The organism is Brucella tritici (assembly GCF_008932285.1).
GTDB lineage: Bacteria > Pseudomonadota > Alphaproteobacteria > Rhizobiales > Rhizobiaceae > Brucella > Brucella tritici.
Genome location: NZ_WBVY01000001.1, coordinates 764,724 through 779,357, shown reverse-complemented (window position 1 = coordinate 779,357; position 14,634 = coordinate 764,724). Strand labels below are relative to the sequence as shown.

Genomic DNA, 14,634 nt, shown 5'->3' with positions numbered 1-14,634 from the left:
ACACTTTTGCTGGAAATGCTTCAATGATCGCTAGCTGGCAATTCTGGGCGCTGATGTCGGCAGTGTTTGCTGCATTGACGGCAATCTTCGCCAAGATAGGTATTCAAGGCATCAATTCGGATTTCGCGACACTTGTGCGCACGCTGGTCATCATTGGCGCGTTGTGCCTGTTCCTGACCGTTACCGGCCAATGGCAGAAACCCGGCGAGATTTCCGGAAAGTCGTGGCTGTTTCTGGTGCTTTCAGGTCTGGCGACCGGCGCGTCGTGGCTTGCCTATTTCCGGGCCTTGCAGATTGGGGATGCATCGCGCGTTGCGCCGATCGATAAATTGTCGGTCGTGCTGGTGGCACTGTTCGGTGCGGCATTCCTTGGCGAGCGCATGTCCACCATCAACTGGTTCGGCATTCTACTTATCGGCTGTGGCATGGTGCTGGTCGCGCTTCGGGTTTAGAGCGCATCCCGAAAAGTGTGAAACGGTTTTCGGAAAAGATGCGCGGCCCAAAACAAATATTTAGAGCGCTGATCTGATACAATCAGATCGAAACGCGCTCTAGAAACCAACCCACTGTCGCAGCGGGTTGGTTCCGTCCATCAGGAGGCGGACCGCCAGTGCCAGGCTGACAACGATCAAAAGCGGTTTGATGATGCGCGAGCCGACCTTCATGGCGAGGCTTGCGCCGATCTGTGCGCCAATGAACTGGGCGATGCCCATGCAGATGCCGATCTTCCAGTTGATGACGCCGACAGCGGCGAAGGTGGCAAAGCCGCCGATATTGGATGCGCAGTTGAGAAGCTTTGTGTGTGCGGTGGCTTTCAGCACGCCGAAACCGGCCAGTGCCACGAAAGCAAGCATGAAGAACGAACCAGTCCCGGGGCCGAAGAGACCGTCATAGAAACCGATCAGCGGAACAAGGGTGATACCAAATAAAAACGGGCCGATACGTCGTGCGCGGTCGACATCACCGAGGCTCGGCTTGACGGCAAAATAGACCGCAATCGCGATGAGCAGGATCGGCAGGGCCGCGCGCATGATGTCCACAGGGAGAACCGTTGCCAGCAACGCGCCGAATACCGAGCCGATGAGGGAGGCAAGCGCTTCCGGCCAGTGTTGTTTAATGTCCACGTGCCCTTTGCGGGCATAGGCGATGGTTGCCGATGACGAACCGAATAGCCCCTGCAGCTTGTTCGTGCCCAGCGCTTCAACGGGTGGAATTCCGGCCAGCAGCAAGGCGGGGATTGTAATCATTCCGCCGCCGCCGGCGATGGAATCGATGATCCCGGCAATAAATGCCGCAGCCGTCAGGAGCAGGGTAAGCGTGTCAAAGAATTCAAGCATCGGGGGAGCCTAAAGGAGAGGTTGGCGCAACATAGAGCAGCCGTTCCGCGAATGCCAGTCGAACAAGGATAATCTGCGAAGAAAGCCAGTTCGTTGAGCGAGATTGTTTTCCGGCTCATCCGGCGTTATTCATTATACACTGACCGATAGCTTCGAGGGGTTCCATGAGCGAGAGCATTTTTGAGCGGATTACCGCTTTTCTCAGCAAGAAGAGCGCCGTGCAGCGTGTGGCCGACGATCCGGCGCTCGCTTCTGAATTGCTTTTGCTATTGCATGTAGTGTTTGCCGATGGCGACCAGCATCCGGCTGAAATAGCCGCGTTCAAGGAAATTGCCGAAAAGAATTTCGGCATTCCGCCGGAAGAGCTTCCGGAAGTGGCCGAGTATCTCAAGGATTTTGCTTACGAGACGACAACCAAGCAAGCAGCCAACATGTTGGCGGAGATGGCGCCCGAACGTCGTCTGGCACTGCTTAGTGACCTCGTAAAGATTGCATGTTCCGATAACCGGCTGGATCGTTCCGAGGCGACGATGATTCAACGCATTGCCGATACGCTCGGCGTGAAGCCGGAAGACTTGCACAAAGCGCGTCAGTCGTCGCCCTGTGGGTTCTAGAAACTTCAATACGGTCCTTGGTGTGGGCGGTTCGTTGGGCGTGACACTTGATGAGCTGGTGGTTTTGGCCAGCCAAGTGCTGTCACGAGGTTCCTGTTTACGGCCTGATGCCATTGCGACCCTGAGCACCAAGCGCTGCGAGCCGGTCTGGAACGAGCTTGCTGCGCATTTTGAGTGTGCACTTTGTTTCTTCGATGCTGAGCGGCTGGAAAAGGAAACTCCGCGTCTTAGAAATCCATCGGAGGCTGTTTTTCGTTCTGTGGGATGTCATGGTGTAGCCGAAGCGGCTGCGCTAGCGGCGACCGGAGCGAATGGTTTTCTTGCAGTCGGAAAAACCGTATCAGGCCGGGCAACCGCTGCTTTGGCTGTCGCCCGGAGCTGACTTTGGATTATGCGGTATTGGTCTTACGTCGCTGAACAATGTAGGCCACGAGCGTCGCGACCGAGAGCAGAGCTGCGGTTGCTACAATCACGGCAGTATAAGCATTTTCAAAAGCTGTCGATGCCAATGCTGTCAGGAGTTGTGCGTCGGCTGGCGGCAGCGATTGAGCCGCCAGAAGTGCTTCATCCAGACTGTCGCGTACGATTGCTGGAATGCCTGCACCTTCGGGAATCACAAGGCTTGCCGTGTAGAAGACTGACAAGATGCTTCCGAAAACCGTGACCCCAAGGGCGTTGCCGAGTTCATAGGAAACCTCTTCAACCGAAGCCGCCATGCCTGCCTTTTCAGCAGGGGCATTGGTTATGATCGCGGACGACGCACCTGTCATCGCTGCACCGACGCCGAAGCCCAGAATTGCAAGCCCGGCCAGATAGAATGACGCTGAAGTTTTATAGGTCAGGATATAGATGATCACGCCAAGCGCCGTGATCCCCAGCGACGACCACAGGAGCTTGCCCGCACCAAGTCGCGGCAGCATGATGCCAGCGAGCGGACCTGCAACGAAGGCAGCCAGAGGAATAGGCAAGATCGACAATCCGGCATGCAAGGGTGTCATGCCTTCAATCAGTTGCATGCGCTGGCTGAAGACGAGTTCCATCCCCGTCATTGAGCCGGACGCCACGAGAGCTGCGAAAACGCCCATCGAAAACAACCTGTTGCTGAACAGGGAGAAGTCGATCAACGGGGCTTTGCTCGTGAGCTGCCTGCGCACAAAGATGAATGACGCAACCAATCCGACAGCCAGGGCGGTCGCGAATATGGTCATTGATGCATCGCGCTTTGCGAGCTCCTTTGCGGCATAGGTGAGTGCAATCAATCCGATCATGATCTGGATCGAGCCAATCAGGTCCCATTTGCGTTTTGAACCAAGCGGACGGTTTTCGAGTGTGAAGACGGAGAGTGCCAGCGCGACCAGCACGACTGGCACATTGATGAGAAACACCGATCCCCACCAGAAGTATTCGAGCAGAATGCCGCCCGCCACCGGGCCGATAGCGGCACCGCCTGATGCAATAGCCGCCCATATGCCGATCGCCAGCGAGCGTTCCTTGTCATCGGTGAATGTCAGCCGGATGATGGAGAGCGTCGCGGGCATCATCATGGCTGCACCGCAAGCGAGAAATGCGCGAGCAGCAATAAGGAATTCGGGGTTGGGCGAGTAAGCCGCGCAGAAGGAGGCAAGCCCGAAGACTGCCAGTCCAGACATGAACATGCGCTTGTGGCCGACCTTGTCGCCGAGCGTGCCGAGGCCGGGCAGGAGGCCTGCGACGACGAGCGGATAGATGTTCATGATCCAGAGCTTTTCCGAAGCGCTGGCTGCCAGATCGTGAGTAAGGCGGGGCAGCGCCGTGTAAAGCACGGTCATGTCCACGACGATCAGGAACAATGCGCTGGAAACAATAGTCAGAACCAGCCAGCGATTTTTCGGCAACATTGGATAGTACCTTTCAATACGCTTGTATTCAAACTTGCGAGGAGGGCTCACTTAATATAAATCCGTCTGTATGGAAAGTAATAATTTGCACAAAATGGGCAGGCCGCGTTCAATCGACCGCGACCATGTGCTCGATATGGCGGAAAAGCTCGTCGCTGAAGGTGGTCTGGCGGCCCTGACGATGGACGCTGTCGCACAGGCTTCCGGTGTGACCAAGGGAGGCGTTCAGTATTGCTTCGGCAATAAGGACGGACTTTTGAAAGCGATGATCGGGCGGTGGGGCGATCGTTTCGACGCACAGGTCGACAAGAAAAAGCAGGGCCGGATGGACGCGCTTTCTCATATCGCAGCCCATATTCGTGTGACCCGCGAAAGCGATGCCGAAGATGACTCGCGCTTTGCGGCCATGATGACCAGTCTCATTCCCAATACCGAGCATCTGGATGAAACCCGTCTCTGGTATCGCAAGCAATGGGATGGACTTGATGTCTCTACACCGGAAGGACGCAAGGCTCGGCTGGCCTTCATAGCCAATGAAGGCGCCTTCCTGCTGCGCAGTTTCAATTTCTTCGAACTGACGGACGAAGAATGGCAGTCGATCTTCAACGATATCGAACAGCTTTTGCCGGAAACGGATTGACTTTCCACGTCATGGAAAGTCAAGTCCGCGGTTCAGGAAGGGAAAATCGTGACTGTTCATTTCATTGGAGCCGGTCCCGGCGCGGCGGACCTTATCACCGTGCGCGGTCTGCGCCTGATCGAGCAATGTCCTGTCTGCATCTATGCGGGATCGCTGGTGCCGAAAGAGATTGTTGCCGGAGCCCCTAAGGATGCGCGTCTAGTCGACAGTTCATCGCTGACCCTTGATGAGATTATCGCTGAAATGGAAGCCGCACATGCGCAAGGTTTCGACGTTGCGCGAGTTCATTCCGGCGATCCGTCGATCTATGGAGCGATGGCCGAACAGATGCGTCGTCTGGACAGCCTCGACATCCCTTATGACGTGACACCAGGTGTGCCTGCTTTTGCGGCGGCTGCCGCTGCCATGAAACAGGAACTGACCATTCCGGAGGTCAATCAGACCATCATCCTGACCCGCACCTCGATGAAATCGTCTGCCATGCCTGAAGGCGAAGACCTTGCCACGCTCGGGCGGTCGGGGGCCACGCTGGTGATTCATCTTTCCATCCGAAACCTCAGCAAAATCGAGGCCGATCTGACACCTCTTTACGGCGCTGATTGTCCGGTGGTTATCGCCTACCGCGTTGGATGGCCTGACGAACAGATTCTACGCGGTACGTTGTCGGATATAGCGGAGAAGGTGGCCGCATCCGGGTTGAAACGCACAGCAATGATTTTTGTCGGACGCGGACTGGACCCTAAAAACTTTCGCGATTCAGCGCTTTATCATGAAGCGCATAGCCACGTGGCGCGTTCAAAAGCCTAGCGCCGCGCGGGCGAATATGATCGCATCTTCTGGCGAGGCGACAATGTTTTTGGCTGCAACCGGTGGACGGGAAATCATCATGACCGGAAGTCCAAGCGCGCGGGCAGCTTCGATTTTTGCATAGGAAATGGTGCCGCCTGAATTGCGGCTGACGATCAGCCCGATCCGGCGGTTTTCCAGAAAGTGCTTCTCCGCAGCGTAATCACCGGGTCTTGCCAGAACGATCTCGCAATCCTGTGGTAGTGCCACATCCGGCGGATCGATCATGCGGATGACGAAATGAACGTAGGCGCGCTCCGCGAAAGGCGCGATATGCTGGCGACCGAGGGCCAGAAACACACGCTCGCCGGATGGGATGGCGCTCGCGGCTTCTGCTTCATCGGAAATATAGATCCAATGATCTCCCGGCTTTTCCTCCCAGGCGGGGCGCTCGAGCCTCACCAATGATATGCCACGCTTGCCTGCCGCCTGAACCGCATTTTGCGAGATGCGTGCAGCATAGGGATGGGTCGCATCGATAATGAGATCGATCCCCTCGCTATCGAGATAGGCGGCGAGGCCGTCAATGCCTCCAAGGCCGCCGCTGCGAACGGTACCAGCTAATTTCGCTGGATTGCTGGTGCGTCCGGCAAGCGAGGTAATGGCATTGACAGGCAGCTCCGCAAAGGCTGTTGCAAGTGCGGCAGCCTCGGTCGTTCCACCGAGAATGAGTATCTTGTGGTCAGACGCGCGCAAGGATATTTCCACTACGGTCGGTCACGATAATCTCGACTTCCACAGGCGCGCCGCGAAGGGTTTCGAGTGCTGTTTCCTTTGCCTTGAGCGCGATCGGCGTGGCCATATCGACGCCAATTGATCGAGTCAGTTCAAGCACTTCCAGGGCAGTGTTCGCAAAGAGAATCTGATCCTTCATGCTTTCCGGCACCCCAGCCTTTTCGGCGATGGCCCAGAGGAAGCTTTTATCAACTTGCGACCGTGAAGAATGAAGATCGAGCGCACCTTGCGCAAGCTTTGTCAGCTTGGCAAAGCCGCCTGCAATCGTGAGTTTGTCGATGGGGTGATCACGCAGATATTTGAGCACACCGCCTGCGAAATCGCCCATGTCGAGAATGGCAAAATCCGGCAGATTATAGAGCGCCTGCGCGGCGTCTTCGGATGTCGAGCCAGTCGCGCCGAGGACGTGTTTTTGACCGGCAGCGCGCGCAACATCGATGCCGCGATGGATCGAATGAATCCAGGCCGAGCAGGAAAACGGATGAACCACACCCGTGGTGCCGAGAATGGAAATGCCGCCGACGATACCGAGGCGCGGGTTCCAGGTCTTCTTGGCAATCTCTTCGCCGCCCGGCACCGATATCGTAATGACGAGATCGGCGGGCAGGCCATATTCGGCGCAGATCTGCTCGCAGATTTCTGTCATCATGCGGCGTGGAACCGGATTGATGGCGGCTTCGCCCGGAGGAATTTGCAAGCCGGGCCGTGTAACTGTTCCAACCCCTTCGCCGGCGCGAAAGACGACGCCGGTTCCGGGCGGGGCGGGGAATACCGTTGAGATGATCGTGGCGCCATGGGTCACGTCGGGATCGTCGCCAGCATCCTTGACGATGCCTGCCATCGCATAGCCTTCGCCCAGTCCCTCATAGGCGAGCTGGAAATAAGGCACTTCGCCTTTGGGCAGAATTATGCCGACAGGGTCGGGAAATTCCCCGGTAATGAGCGCTGTCAATGCGGCCTTGGTGGCAGCGGTTGCGCAGGCGCCAGTGGTCCAGCCGCGGCGAAGCTCGGCTTTTTCCTGACTTTTATTCGTTGGAGCGGTTTCGTCATTCATGGACGCCTTATAATGTATCTGATAGCTGTGCCGCTAGTGGATCAATGTGGTTGACGAGAATGAACAAGGCTGAAGAAACGGCAGCATGTGTCATTGCGAGGAGCAAAGTGACCTTGCCTGCGATGGAACCCGGCCATGTCTGGCTCGTTGGGGCCGGGCCGGGCGACCCCGGCCTTTTGACGCTCCACGCTGTCAATGCTCTGCAGCAGGCGGATGTCATCGTTTATGACGCGCTGGTGGATGATGCCTGTCTTTCTCTCAAGAATGCGGATGCTGTTCTGGAATATGCAGGCAAACGCGGCGGTAAGCCGTCGCCGAAACAGCGCGATATATCCCTACGGCTTGTCGAACTTGCGAAACAGGACAAGAAGGTGCTGCGCCTGAAAGGTGGCGATCCGTTTGTGTTCGGAAGGGGAGCAGAAGAGGCGCTGACCTTGGTGGAACATGGTGTTCCGTTCCGCATCGTTCCCGGTGTGACCGCAGGAATCGGTGGCCTTGCCTATGCAGGTATTGCAGCCACCCATCGCGATATCAATCAATCGGTGACGTTTTTGACCGGTCACGATGCCAGCGGGTCGATGCCCGACGGGATCAACTGGACCGGCATTGCCAGTTCCGCGCCGGTTATCGTCATGTATATGGCGATGAAACACATAGACCTCATCGCCAGGCGGCTGATCGAGGCTGGACGTTCGCCGGATGAGCCTGTCGCCTTCGTGTGCAATGCAAGCCTCCCCAACCAGACCGTACTTGAAACGACATTGGCGCGGGCTGCAAAAGATGTTGAAGTGGCGGGGCTGAACCCGCCTGCAATCGTTGTTGTGGGCGAAGTGGTTCGTCTGCGTGCGGGGCTCGATTGGATGGGTGCGTTAAGCGGTAAAATCCTGTCCAGCGATCCGCTTTCCAGACGAAACCAGAATGAAGGAGCGCAAAGCGCATGAAGGGTTTCATGATAGCGGCGCCAGCTTCCGGGTCTGGCAAGACAACGGTAACGCTGGGTTTGCTGCGCGCCTTGAAGCGGCAGGGAGAAGCGCTTGCGCCGGTGAAGGTCGGTCCCGACTATATCGACCCCGCCTATCACAAGGCTGCGAGCGGGATGGAGTGCTTCAATCTGGACCCTTGGGCAATGCGGCCTGAACTTATCAGCGCACTGTCTTCCCGCATGACTGAAAGCGGCGCCAGACTTCTGGTTGCCGAGGGCATGATGGGGCTCTTTGACGGAGCGATAGACGGCAAGGGTTCCTCTGCCGATCTGGCCCGGCTTCTCGATCTGCCGGTGGTGTTGGTGGTGGATTGTGCCCGGCAATCACATTCCATTGCCGCGCTGATCTGGGGTTTCAGCCAGTTCCGCAAGGACGTGCTGATTGCCGGAATTATCCTCAATCGCGTCGGTAGCCCTCGCCATGAGGCAATGTTGCGCGGCGCGCTGGAGCCGCTCGGCATTCCGGTTCTTGGTGCCTTGCCTCGTGATACCGCTCTTTCGCTGCCGGAACGGCATTTGGGGCTGGTGCAGGCGGGAGAACACTCCGATCTCGAAAACTTTCTCGAACACGCTGCCGATGTGATGGAAGCGCATATCGATCTTGATACGCTGCAAACAATCTGGTCGCGACCGAAGCGCTTCGATGCGATGGCCAATGTTCCGCGCCTGAAGCCGCTTGGCAGCCACATTGCCGTTGCCCGCGATGACGCATTCGCCTTTGCCTATGCGCATTTGTTTGAAGGCTGGCGCAGGCGAGGGGCGGAAATTTCGTTCTTCTCGCCGCTCGGCGATGAGTCTCCGAGACAGGATGCCGACGCGATCTATCTGCCGGGCGGTTATCCTGAATTGCACGCAGGGCGTTTGGCGCAGGCCGGACGTTTTCAGGCGGGCATACGCGAAGCCGCAGCACGTGGGCTGACGGTTTACGGCGAATGCGGCGGCTACATGGTTCTCGGCGAGAGCTTGCAGGATGCAGAGGGGGTTGCCCACCCTATGCTGGGTCTTCTGCCGCTTGAGACGAGCTTTGCGAACAGAAAATTGCATCTCGGCTACCGTGTGCTGGAACCGCTTGCAGGCTCTCCCTGGACGGAGCCATTGAAGGCGCATGAGTTTCACTATGCCAGCATCGTGCGAGAAGGAAAGGCTGATCGCCTTTTCTGTGCACGTAATGCTGTCGGCGACGATGTTGGTGAGGTGGGCTTGCGGGTCGGTTCCGTTTCAGGCTCGTTCATGCATGTCATCGATTTTTGCGGAGAGAAAGCTTGAGCGCAGAAATCGAGCATGGCGGCGCGCTCGACAAGGCCGTCGCGCGTTTTGGCGGCAGGCCGCAAGATTGGCTCGACCTTTCGACGGGCATCAATCCCGAGCATTTTCCACTTCCCGAACTGACACCGGCAATCTGGAATCGCCTGCCGGATGAAGGGCTGCTGCAGGAAACGCTGCGACTGGCTCGCATCTATTATCGGCTGAACGAGAAAGCATCAATTGTTGCAGCGCCCGGTACGCAGGCTCTGATTCAGCTCGTTCCGACGCTGATTGCCCCGTCGACGGTTGCAGTCCTCGGGCCTACTTATCAGGAGCACGCGGCCTCATTTTCCGCTTCCGGCTGGAAGGTTGTGCAATGCGCGACGATTGACGAAATTCCAGACGAGGCGACTGCGGCAGTCATCGTTAACCCGAACAATCCCGACGGTCGTGTGATTTCGAAAGAGGCTCTCCTGCGTCTTTCGCAAAAGCTCGGTGCTCGCGGTGGGTTTCTGGTTGTTGACGAGGCTTTCGCCGATGCACATGAGGCCGTCAGTGTCGCGGCAAATGCGGAAGATGCACCGATGATCGTGCTGAAATCCTTCGGCAAGTTCTTCGGTCTTGCTGGCATTCGCTTGGGCTTTGCAATTGCAGGCGCTCGTTTCGTTGAGACATTGGAGCGGCGGCTAGGACCATGGGCGATTTCCGGCCCGGCGCTGGCAATCGCCAATCATGCTTTCAGCAATGCTGGAACGCTTGCGGATTATCGCGCCCGTATCGATCTGCGGCGGCAGGAATTGTCGGCTGTTCTGGGAAAATACGGTCTGAAGGAAATTGGCGGAACGGCGCTGTTTTCTCTCGTTGAACATGCGGATGCACTGGGGATTTATACCAGATTGTGCGAGAGACATATTCTGGTCCGGAAGTTCGATTACGCCCCACGCTGGTTGCGCATTGGTTTGCCTTTGGATGATGTGGCGCTTGCGCAGTTTGAAAAGGCGTTGAAATTTTGATTCAGTTTTTCTGGTCAAGCTCATGGAAATAAAGCTGATTATCCTTTCGCTGGCGCTTCTTCTGGATCGTTTTGTCGGCGACCCGCCACAGCTATGGCACAGGGTGCCGCACCCGGTCGTCCTGTTCGGGAAGGCGATCTCGTGGGGCGAAAAGCGCTGGAACAATCGCAATCTTCCTGCCTCGGTGCTTCGCCGAAACGGCATGTGGCTGACGATTGGGCTGGTGATGGCCTGTGTGGTTCTTGGGCTTGTGCTTGAACTCTCTTTGCCTTTCGCCGGGACTGCCGGTGCAATTGCCGAAATCCTGATTGTGACGGTGCTGCTTGCACAGAAAAGCCTTGCCGATCATGTGCAGGCGGTCGCACTGGCATTGCGGGAGGAGGGTATCGAGGGCGGTCGCCGGGCTGTGTCGATGATCGTCGGGCGCAATCCCGAACATCTCGATGAAGGCGGTGTCAGCCGTGCAGCGATAGAAAGTCTTGCCGAGAACGCTTCGGATGGCATCGTTGCGCCTGCGTTCTGGTTTCTGGTCGGCGGCTTGCCCGGCCTCTTCGCCTACAAGCTCATCAATACTGCCGACTCTATGATCGGTCATCTGAATGACCGCTATCGTCACTTCGGTCGTTTCGCCGCGAAGCTGGACGATGTCGCCAATTATATTCCAGCCAGACTGACCGGGCTGTTTGCTTCCCTCGCCACTGCGATCACGAAAGACAGGCTTTCGGGAAAAGAGGCGTTCTCGGTCATGCGCCGTGATGCGCGTCTGCATCGCTCGCCCAATGCGGGCTGGCCGGAATCGGCCTTTGCAGGCGGGCTGGGATTGGCGCTTGCCGGTCCGCGTCAATATGGTGCCGAAAAAGTCGAAGGGCCGATGCTGAATGCATCCGGCAAACGCGAGGCCAACGCGGATGATATCGATGCCGCGCTTCATCTTTTCTGGTCGACGATGAGCCTGATGACCGGACTGGTGATTGCTGCAAGCCTGATTGGACTACTTGTCGGCTAGCACGAACCGCTTGCCATCGAAACGCTGCAGGCGGTTCGGGTTGTCGGTTCGGATACCATTGCCGTCGAACTTGATGGTGCCAAGAACGGTTTCAAAGGAATTGTTGCGGAGTGTGTCGATAATCGGCTGCTTCTGCTCGTCGGCTCGCTTGATTACATCGGCAGGGATTTCCGCGCTGGCATAGCCAATGATTGCATAGGCGTCTGCAAGTTTCCCGGCCTGACGCAATGCATCGATTGCAGGCTTTGCTGTCGAAAGATCCTGCGGGTGGAGCGGTGCAATCATCAATGTGCCCTGACTTAAAGGCTGTGCGCCTGGGGCGGCATCAAGAAGACTGCCGCCCGCAATCGTCAGCGGATAGTTCAGCGCGGCAGCACTTGCGCCTATAGCCGCTATATCGTCACGCTCGCCGCCGACATAAACATGGGTAGCGCCTGCACGTCGCAGCCGGGCGACCAGCGCATTCTGATTGTCGAGACCCGGACGATAGGTGTCTGTGAAAACCGGTTGCAATTGCTGCTCTTTAAGGCTGGTCAGAACACGGGCGGCGCGTTCGCGCCCTTCAATGGTGCCGTCATCGATGATTGCAAAGGGTTGCGCGCGCCAAAGGCTACCAAGGAAGCTCCCGGTCGCCTGCGTTTCCTTCTCAAGACCAGTTGCAAGACGGAATACCGCCATAGGTGCTGGCGCACGCCTTTCGGTCAGCGTTGGTTCGCTGACGCCTGATGTCACTATGGGTATATTACTGGCTGCGAGGACGGGAAGTGCTGCCTCAAGCGCTTCGGGGCACAGGAAACCGGTCGCTATACGGACGTTTTCCTTCACAAATTGCTCTGCGGCCTCCTTGCCGCCTTCGGCATCGCAACGGTCATCGAAAATAACGAGTTCTGCGCCCTTCGCCGTGGCCGCGACGCGAGCGCCTTCGGCGAGCTGATTGCCCAATGGAGCGAAGGTCCCGGACAGCGGCGCTGCAAGCCCAACGCGCATATCCTCCGCCTGTGCCAGTACTGAACTGGCCAGCAGTGCAAGGATGATACTTGTCAGCGCTGCGGTCGGACGTTTCCCAAACTCGATCACGTGATCCGTCTTCATTAAACAATTCGTGGCATTTTCAACGAAAAGTGGGTAGCTGTTTCCTCGCCTTTGTGCAATGCCCGTTATGGGGGCCTGTTATTTGGGCCGTTATTGCGGGCTTGTTAATAAGGCAGCTGGCTTCAGGTAACATGCCATTGGGCGAGACGGATTCTGTTTGACGTGCAAACGATTAAGAACATCATTTCAAGTGCAGCCTCGGTGGAATCCAAGTCCTATCGGGATGCGATGAGTCATTACGCTGGCGCGGTGCAGATCGTCACGACGGCCGGTAGTGTGGGAAGGCGTGGTCTTACGCTGACCGCCGCCTGTTCGGTGTCGGACAATCCGCCGACGATCCTGATCTGTTTGCAGAAGATTCATGAAGAAAACCGGCTGTTCATCGAAAACGGTGTTTTTGCTGTGAACACGCTCGCAGGGTCGCATCAGCAGCTTGCGGATGCATTTTCCGGCCGTATCGGACTGACGCAGGATGAGCGTTTCGAACTGGCGCGTTGGGATGTGCAGGTGACCGGAGCGCCCATATTGCAGGGTGCGCTTGCTGCTTTCGACTGCCGGGTTGTCAGCGTACAGGATCATTCCACGCATCATGTACTCTTCGGGGAAGTCGTGGGCCTGCGGTCCAAATCCGAGGACGAGGCGCTGGTCTATCTCAACAGGCGCTACCATACGCTGGAGCTGTAATCCGATGAGCCGCAGAATGTCGAAGCATGGAATAGGTGGCCTGTTTGGGGCATTGTTTCTGTTCTCGACTGTAATGGCATCGGGGGCAGCATCGTTGCCACCATACAAAGACGATTATTTCGCCTATCCCGGCATTATCAGCAGCGCTGACAACGGCGATTACAAGATCATCGATTACAACGAGATGCGTGATATCAACGGGCGCGATGCGGTGCCCGAAAAGCGAGTAAAAGACGCCTATGTGTCGCTGAAGGCACGTGCCTACCAGAAGGATATTACCTTTCCTACCGCTGCCGGGCCGGTGAAGGCCGTGACGGTGGGCAAGCGCGAAGGCGCGTCCTTCATCGTCATCTACCTGCATGGTCGGGGTGGCAATCGCCTGCAGGGCATGAATGATTTTACCTTCGGGGGCAATTTCAACCGTGTGAAGAATCTCGCGGCCCTGAATGGCGGTCTCTATATTACGCCGGATTTCAAGGATTTCGCCGATGCGGGAGAGGCGCAGATTGCCGGGCTGATCGAAGCAGCCAAGGCATCGTCGCCAAATGCTCCGTTGATCCTGTCCTGTGGTTCGCAGGGCGGAACACTATGCTGGCGCATAGCCTCCAATGAAAAGACGGGAAACCAGCTTGCTGGTCTCATTCTGCTCGGCTCACTTTGGGATGACGGGTTTTTCAAGTCACCGGCATTCAAAAAACGCGTACCGGTTTTCTTTGGACATGGAAGCCGTGATCCGGTTTTTGCAATCGATAAGCAGGAGGCTTTCTATCGCGAGATCCGAAAGCGTGCGCCGGGCTATCCGGTTCAGTTCCGGCGTTTCGAGAGCGGCAACCATGGTACGCCGATCCGGATGTCGGACTGGCGCGAGATGTTGAACTGGATTCTCGCAAAACAGTGACGCCAGACTGTGGATGCGAATCGAAATTCTGGCAATGTGACCTTCCTGCCACTCGACAATCGAGCAAAACCGAATAGTTATCGAACTTAAAATTTTACCTACTCAGCAGATCCTATGAGGTAGATCATGTACGGACGCGCCCGCACCGGAGCCCGTTTTCTAGCCATTGCCATGTTGGCCCCGCTTGCCGCTGCCTGCACGACGACTGTTCCGACCACGACGGCGACGCCGGGCAAGACCGATGCCCCGATCAGCGCGCCGACGATTTCGATGCCTCGCTTCACGCCGACGGCTTATGTCGATCCGGCGCTCGCGCAGCCGTGCATCACTGCCGCTGCCAACAAGTATTTCCTGCCGGAGCACGCTATCTCCGCCGTCAACTCCCGTCCGGGCTCTGCAGGCGGCACCGATGTTGATCTCAAGGTCGACTTGCGTACCGCAGTTTGCCAGCTAACCGCCAAGGGCGGTGTGCGCGCCGTTATCGATACGTCACCGAAGAGCGCAGATCAGGTTGCAGCCGAAGCCGCAGCAGCCAAGGCAGATGCAGCTGCCGCTACCCAGCCGAAAAAGGCCAAGGCGAAGAAGAACTGATTCAACAATCAGGGCTAACA

The 14,634-nt window shown here is 57.1% G+C and carries 17 protein-coding genes; 12 read left to right on the top strand and 5 right to left on the bottom strand.

The genetic code is table 11. The features are described from left to right. Positions 1-23: 23 nt before the first annotated feature. On the top strand, positions 24-452 hold the full coding sequence (locus F9K94_RS03920) for an EamA family transporter (RefSeq protein WP_151643742.1): 429 nt from the start codon (positions 24-26) through the stop codon (positions 450-452). Between the two features lie 99 nt (positions 453-551). Here F9K94_RS03920 and F9K94_RS03915 read toward each other — a convergent pair whose 3' ends face one another. Next, positions 552-1,337 carry a TSUP family transporter gene (locus F9K94_RS03915; protein WP_061346102.1) on the bottom strand — a complete coding sequence of 262 codons (786 nt, stop codon included), beginning with the start codon at positions 1,335-1,337 and terminating at the stop codon, positions 552-554. A 164-nt stretch (positions 1,338-1,501) separates the two neighbouring features. Here F9K94_RS03915 and F9K94_RS03910 point away from each other — a divergent pair, with 164 nt between their 5' ends. Together F9K94_RS03910 and F9K94_RS03905 are read left to right on the top strand one after the other, a co-directional pair. Beyond that, positions 1,502-1,951 carry a tellurite resistance TerB family protein gene (locus tag F9K94_RS03910; protein WP_151643740.1) on the top strand — a complete coding sequence of 150 codons (450 nt, stop codon included), beginning with the start codon at positions 1,502-1,504 and terminating at the stop codon, positions 1,949-1,951. Further along, positions 1,941-2,333, top strand: a complete 393-nt coding sequence (locus F9K94_RS03905; protein WP_151643738.1) for a cobalamin biosynthesis protein — start codon at positions 1,941-1,943, stop codon at positions 2,331-2,333. The genes F9K94_RS03910 and F9K94_RS03905 overlap by 11 nt, the downstream gene beginning before the upstream one ends. A gap of 7 nt (positions 2,334-2,340) precedes the next feature. Here F9K94_RS03905 and F9K94_RS03900 read toward each other — a convergent pair whose 3' ends face one another. Beyond that, complete coding sequence (locus F9K94_RS03900) at positions 2,341-3,828, bottom strand: MFS transporter (protein WP_151643736.1); 1,488 nt, start codon at positions 3,826-3,828, stop codon at positions 2,341-2,343. A 94-nt stretch (positions 3,829-3,922) separates the two neighbouring features. Between F9K94_RS03900 and F9K94_RS03895 the strand changes: the two genes are divergently transcribed. Next, a complete protein-coding gene (locus F9K94_RS03895) occupies positions 3,923-4,468 on the top strand; it encodes a TetR/AcrR family transcriptional regulator (protein ID WP_061346106.1) in 546 nt (181 codons plus the stop codon). A gap of 48 nt (positions 4,469-4,516) precedes the next feature. Continuing rightward, a complete protein-coding gene (cobM, locus tag F9K94_RS03890) occupies positions 4,517-5,275 on the top strand; it encodes a precorrin-4 C(11)-methyltransferase (protein WP_061346107.1) in 759 nt (252 codons plus the stop codon). Here the strand turns inward: cobM and F9K94_RS03885 are convergent. Both F9K94_RS03885 and F9K94_RS03880 read right to left on the bottom strand, forming a co-directional pair. Next, a complete protein-coding gene (locus tag F9K94_RS03885; RefSeq protein WP_151643734.1) occupies positions 5,264-6,010 on the bottom strand; it encodes a cobalt-precorrin-6A reductase in 747 nt (248 codons plus the stop codon). The genes cobM and F9K94_RS03885 overlap by 12 nt on opposite strands. Further along, entirely contained in the window at positions 5,997-7,103 is a 1,107-nt protein-coding gene (locus tag F9K94_RS03880) for a cobalt-precorrin-5B (C(1))-methyltransferase (RefSeq protein ID WP_151643732.1), read from the bottom strand. The genes F9K94_RS03885 and F9K94_RS03880 overlap by 14 nt, the downstream gene beginning before the upstream one ends. A gap of 59 nt (positions 7,104-7,162) precedes the next feature. Between F9K94_RS03880 and cobA the strand changes: the two genes are divergently transcribed. From cobA to cbiB, 4 genes are read left to right on the top strand one after another with little or no spacing between them, the layout of a single operon-like run. Next, positions 7,163-8,044, top strand: a complete 882-nt coding sequence (gene cobA, locus F9K94_RS03875; protein ID WP_151643730.1) for a uroporphyrinogen-III C-methyltransferase — start codon at positions 7,163-7,165, stop codon at positions 8,042-8,044. After that, entirely contained in the window at positions 8,041-9,351 is a 1,311-nt protein-coding gene (locus tag F9K94_RS03870; RefSeq protein WP_151643728.1) for a cobyrinate a,c-diamide synthase, read from the top strand. The genes cobA and F9K94_RS03870 overlap by 4 nt, the downstream gene beginning before the upstream one ends. Then, complete coding sequence (gene cobD, locus F9K94_RS03865) at positions 9,348-10,343, top strand: threonine-phosphate decarboxylase CobD (protein WP_151643726.1); 996 nt, start codon at positions 9,348-9,350, stop codon at positions 10,341-10,343. The genes F9K94_RS03870 and cobD overlap by 4 nt, the downstream gene beginning before the upstream one ends. Before the next feature lie 22 nt (positions 10,344-10,365). Beyond that, positions 10,366-11,349 (top strand): adenosylcobinamide-phosphate synthase CbiB, encoded by a 984-nt coding sequence (gene cbiB, locus F9K94_RS03860; protein WP_151643724.1) that lies wholly within the window; start codon positions 10,366-10,368, stop codon positions 11,347-11,349. Here the strand turns inward: cbiB and F9K94_RS03855 are convergent. After that, a complete protein-coding gene (locus tag F9K94_RS03855; RefSeq protein WP_151644124.1) occupies positions 11,335-12,426 on the bottom strand; it encodes a branched-chain amino acid ABC transporter substrate-binding protein in 1,092 nt (363 codons plus the stop codon). The genes cbiB and F9K94_RS03855 overlap by 15 nt on opposite strands. 177 nt (positions 12,427-12,603) lie before the next feature. Between F9K94_RS03855 and F9K94_RS03850 the strand changes: the two genes are divergently transcribed. The 3 genes from F9K94_RS03850 to F9K94_RS03840 all read left to right on the top strand — a co-directional run bounded on the left by F9K94_RS03850 (position 12,604) and on the right by F9K94_RS03840 (position 14,614). Continuing rightward, positions 12,604-13,125, top strand: coding sequence for a flavin reductase (locus F9K94_RS03850; RefSeq protein WP_061346114.1), 522 nt, complete (start codon positions 12,604-12,606; stop codon positions 13,123-13,125). 4 nt (positions 13,126-13,129) lie between these two features. Next, positions 13,130-14,023, top strand: a complete 894-nt coding sequence (locus F9K94_RS03845) for an alpha/beta hydrolase (protein ID WP_151643722.1) — start codon at positions 13,130-13,132, stop codon at positions 14,021-14,023. A gap of 126 nt (positions 14,024-14,149) precedes the next feature. Then, positions 14,150-14,614, top strand: coding sequence for a hypothetical protein (locus F9K94_RS03840; RefSeq protein ID WP_061346116.1), 465 nt, complete (start codon positions 14,150-14,152; stop codon positions 14,612-14,614). Positions 14,615-14,634: the final 20 nt, after the last annotated feature.

What these genes read in the sequence shown, in the direction of transcription:
- F9K94_RS03920 (WP_151643742.1), top strand. Translation starts at nt 24, where the DNA reads ATGATCGCTAGCTGGCAATTCTGGGCGCTGATGTCGGCAGTGTTTGCT.
- F9K94_RS03915 (WP_061346102.1), bottom strand. Translation starts at nt 1,337, where the DNA reads ATGCTTGAATTCTTTGACACGCTTACCCTGCTCCTGACGGCTGCGGCA.
- F9K94_RS03910 (WP_151643740.1), top strand. Translation starts at nt 1,502, where the DNA reads ATGAGCGAGAGCATTTTTGAGCGGATTACCGCTTTTCTCAGCAAGAAG.
- F9K94_RS03900 (WP_151643736.1), bottom strand. Translation starts at nt 3,828, where the DNA reads ATGTTGCCGAAAAATCGCTGGCTGGTTCTGACTATTGTTTCCAGCGCA.
- F9K94_RS03895 (WP_061346106.1), top strand. Translation starts at nt 3,923, where the DNA reads ATGGGCAGGCCGCGTTCAATCGACCGCGACCATGTGCTCGATATGGCG.
- F9K94_RS03880 (WP_151643732.1), bottom strand. Translation starts at nt 7,103, where the DNA reads ATGAATGACGAAACCGCTCCAACGAATAAAAGTCAGGAAAAAGCCGAG.
- cobA (WP_151643730.1), top strand. Translation starts at nt 7,163, where the DNA reads ATGAACAAGGCTGAAGAAACGGCAGCATGTGTCATTGCGAGGAGCAAA.
- F9K94_RS03870 (WP_151643728.1), top strand. Translation starts at nt 8,041, where the DNA reads ATGAAGGGTTTCATGATAGCGGCGCCAGCTTCCGGGTCTGGCAAGACA.
- cbiB (WP_151643724.1), top strand. Translation starts at nt 10,366, where the DNA reads ATGGAAATAAAGCTGATTATCCTTTCGCTGGCGCTTCTTCTGGATCGT.
- F9K94_RS03845 (WP_151643722.1), top strand. Translation starts at nt 13,130, where the DNA reads ATGAGCCGCAGAATGTCGAAGCATGGAATAGGTGGCCTGTTTGGGGCA.
- F9K94_RS03840 (WP_061346116.1), top strand. Translation starts at nt 14,150, where the DNA reads ATGTACGGACGCGCCCGCACCGGAGCCCGTTTTCTAGCCATTGCCATG.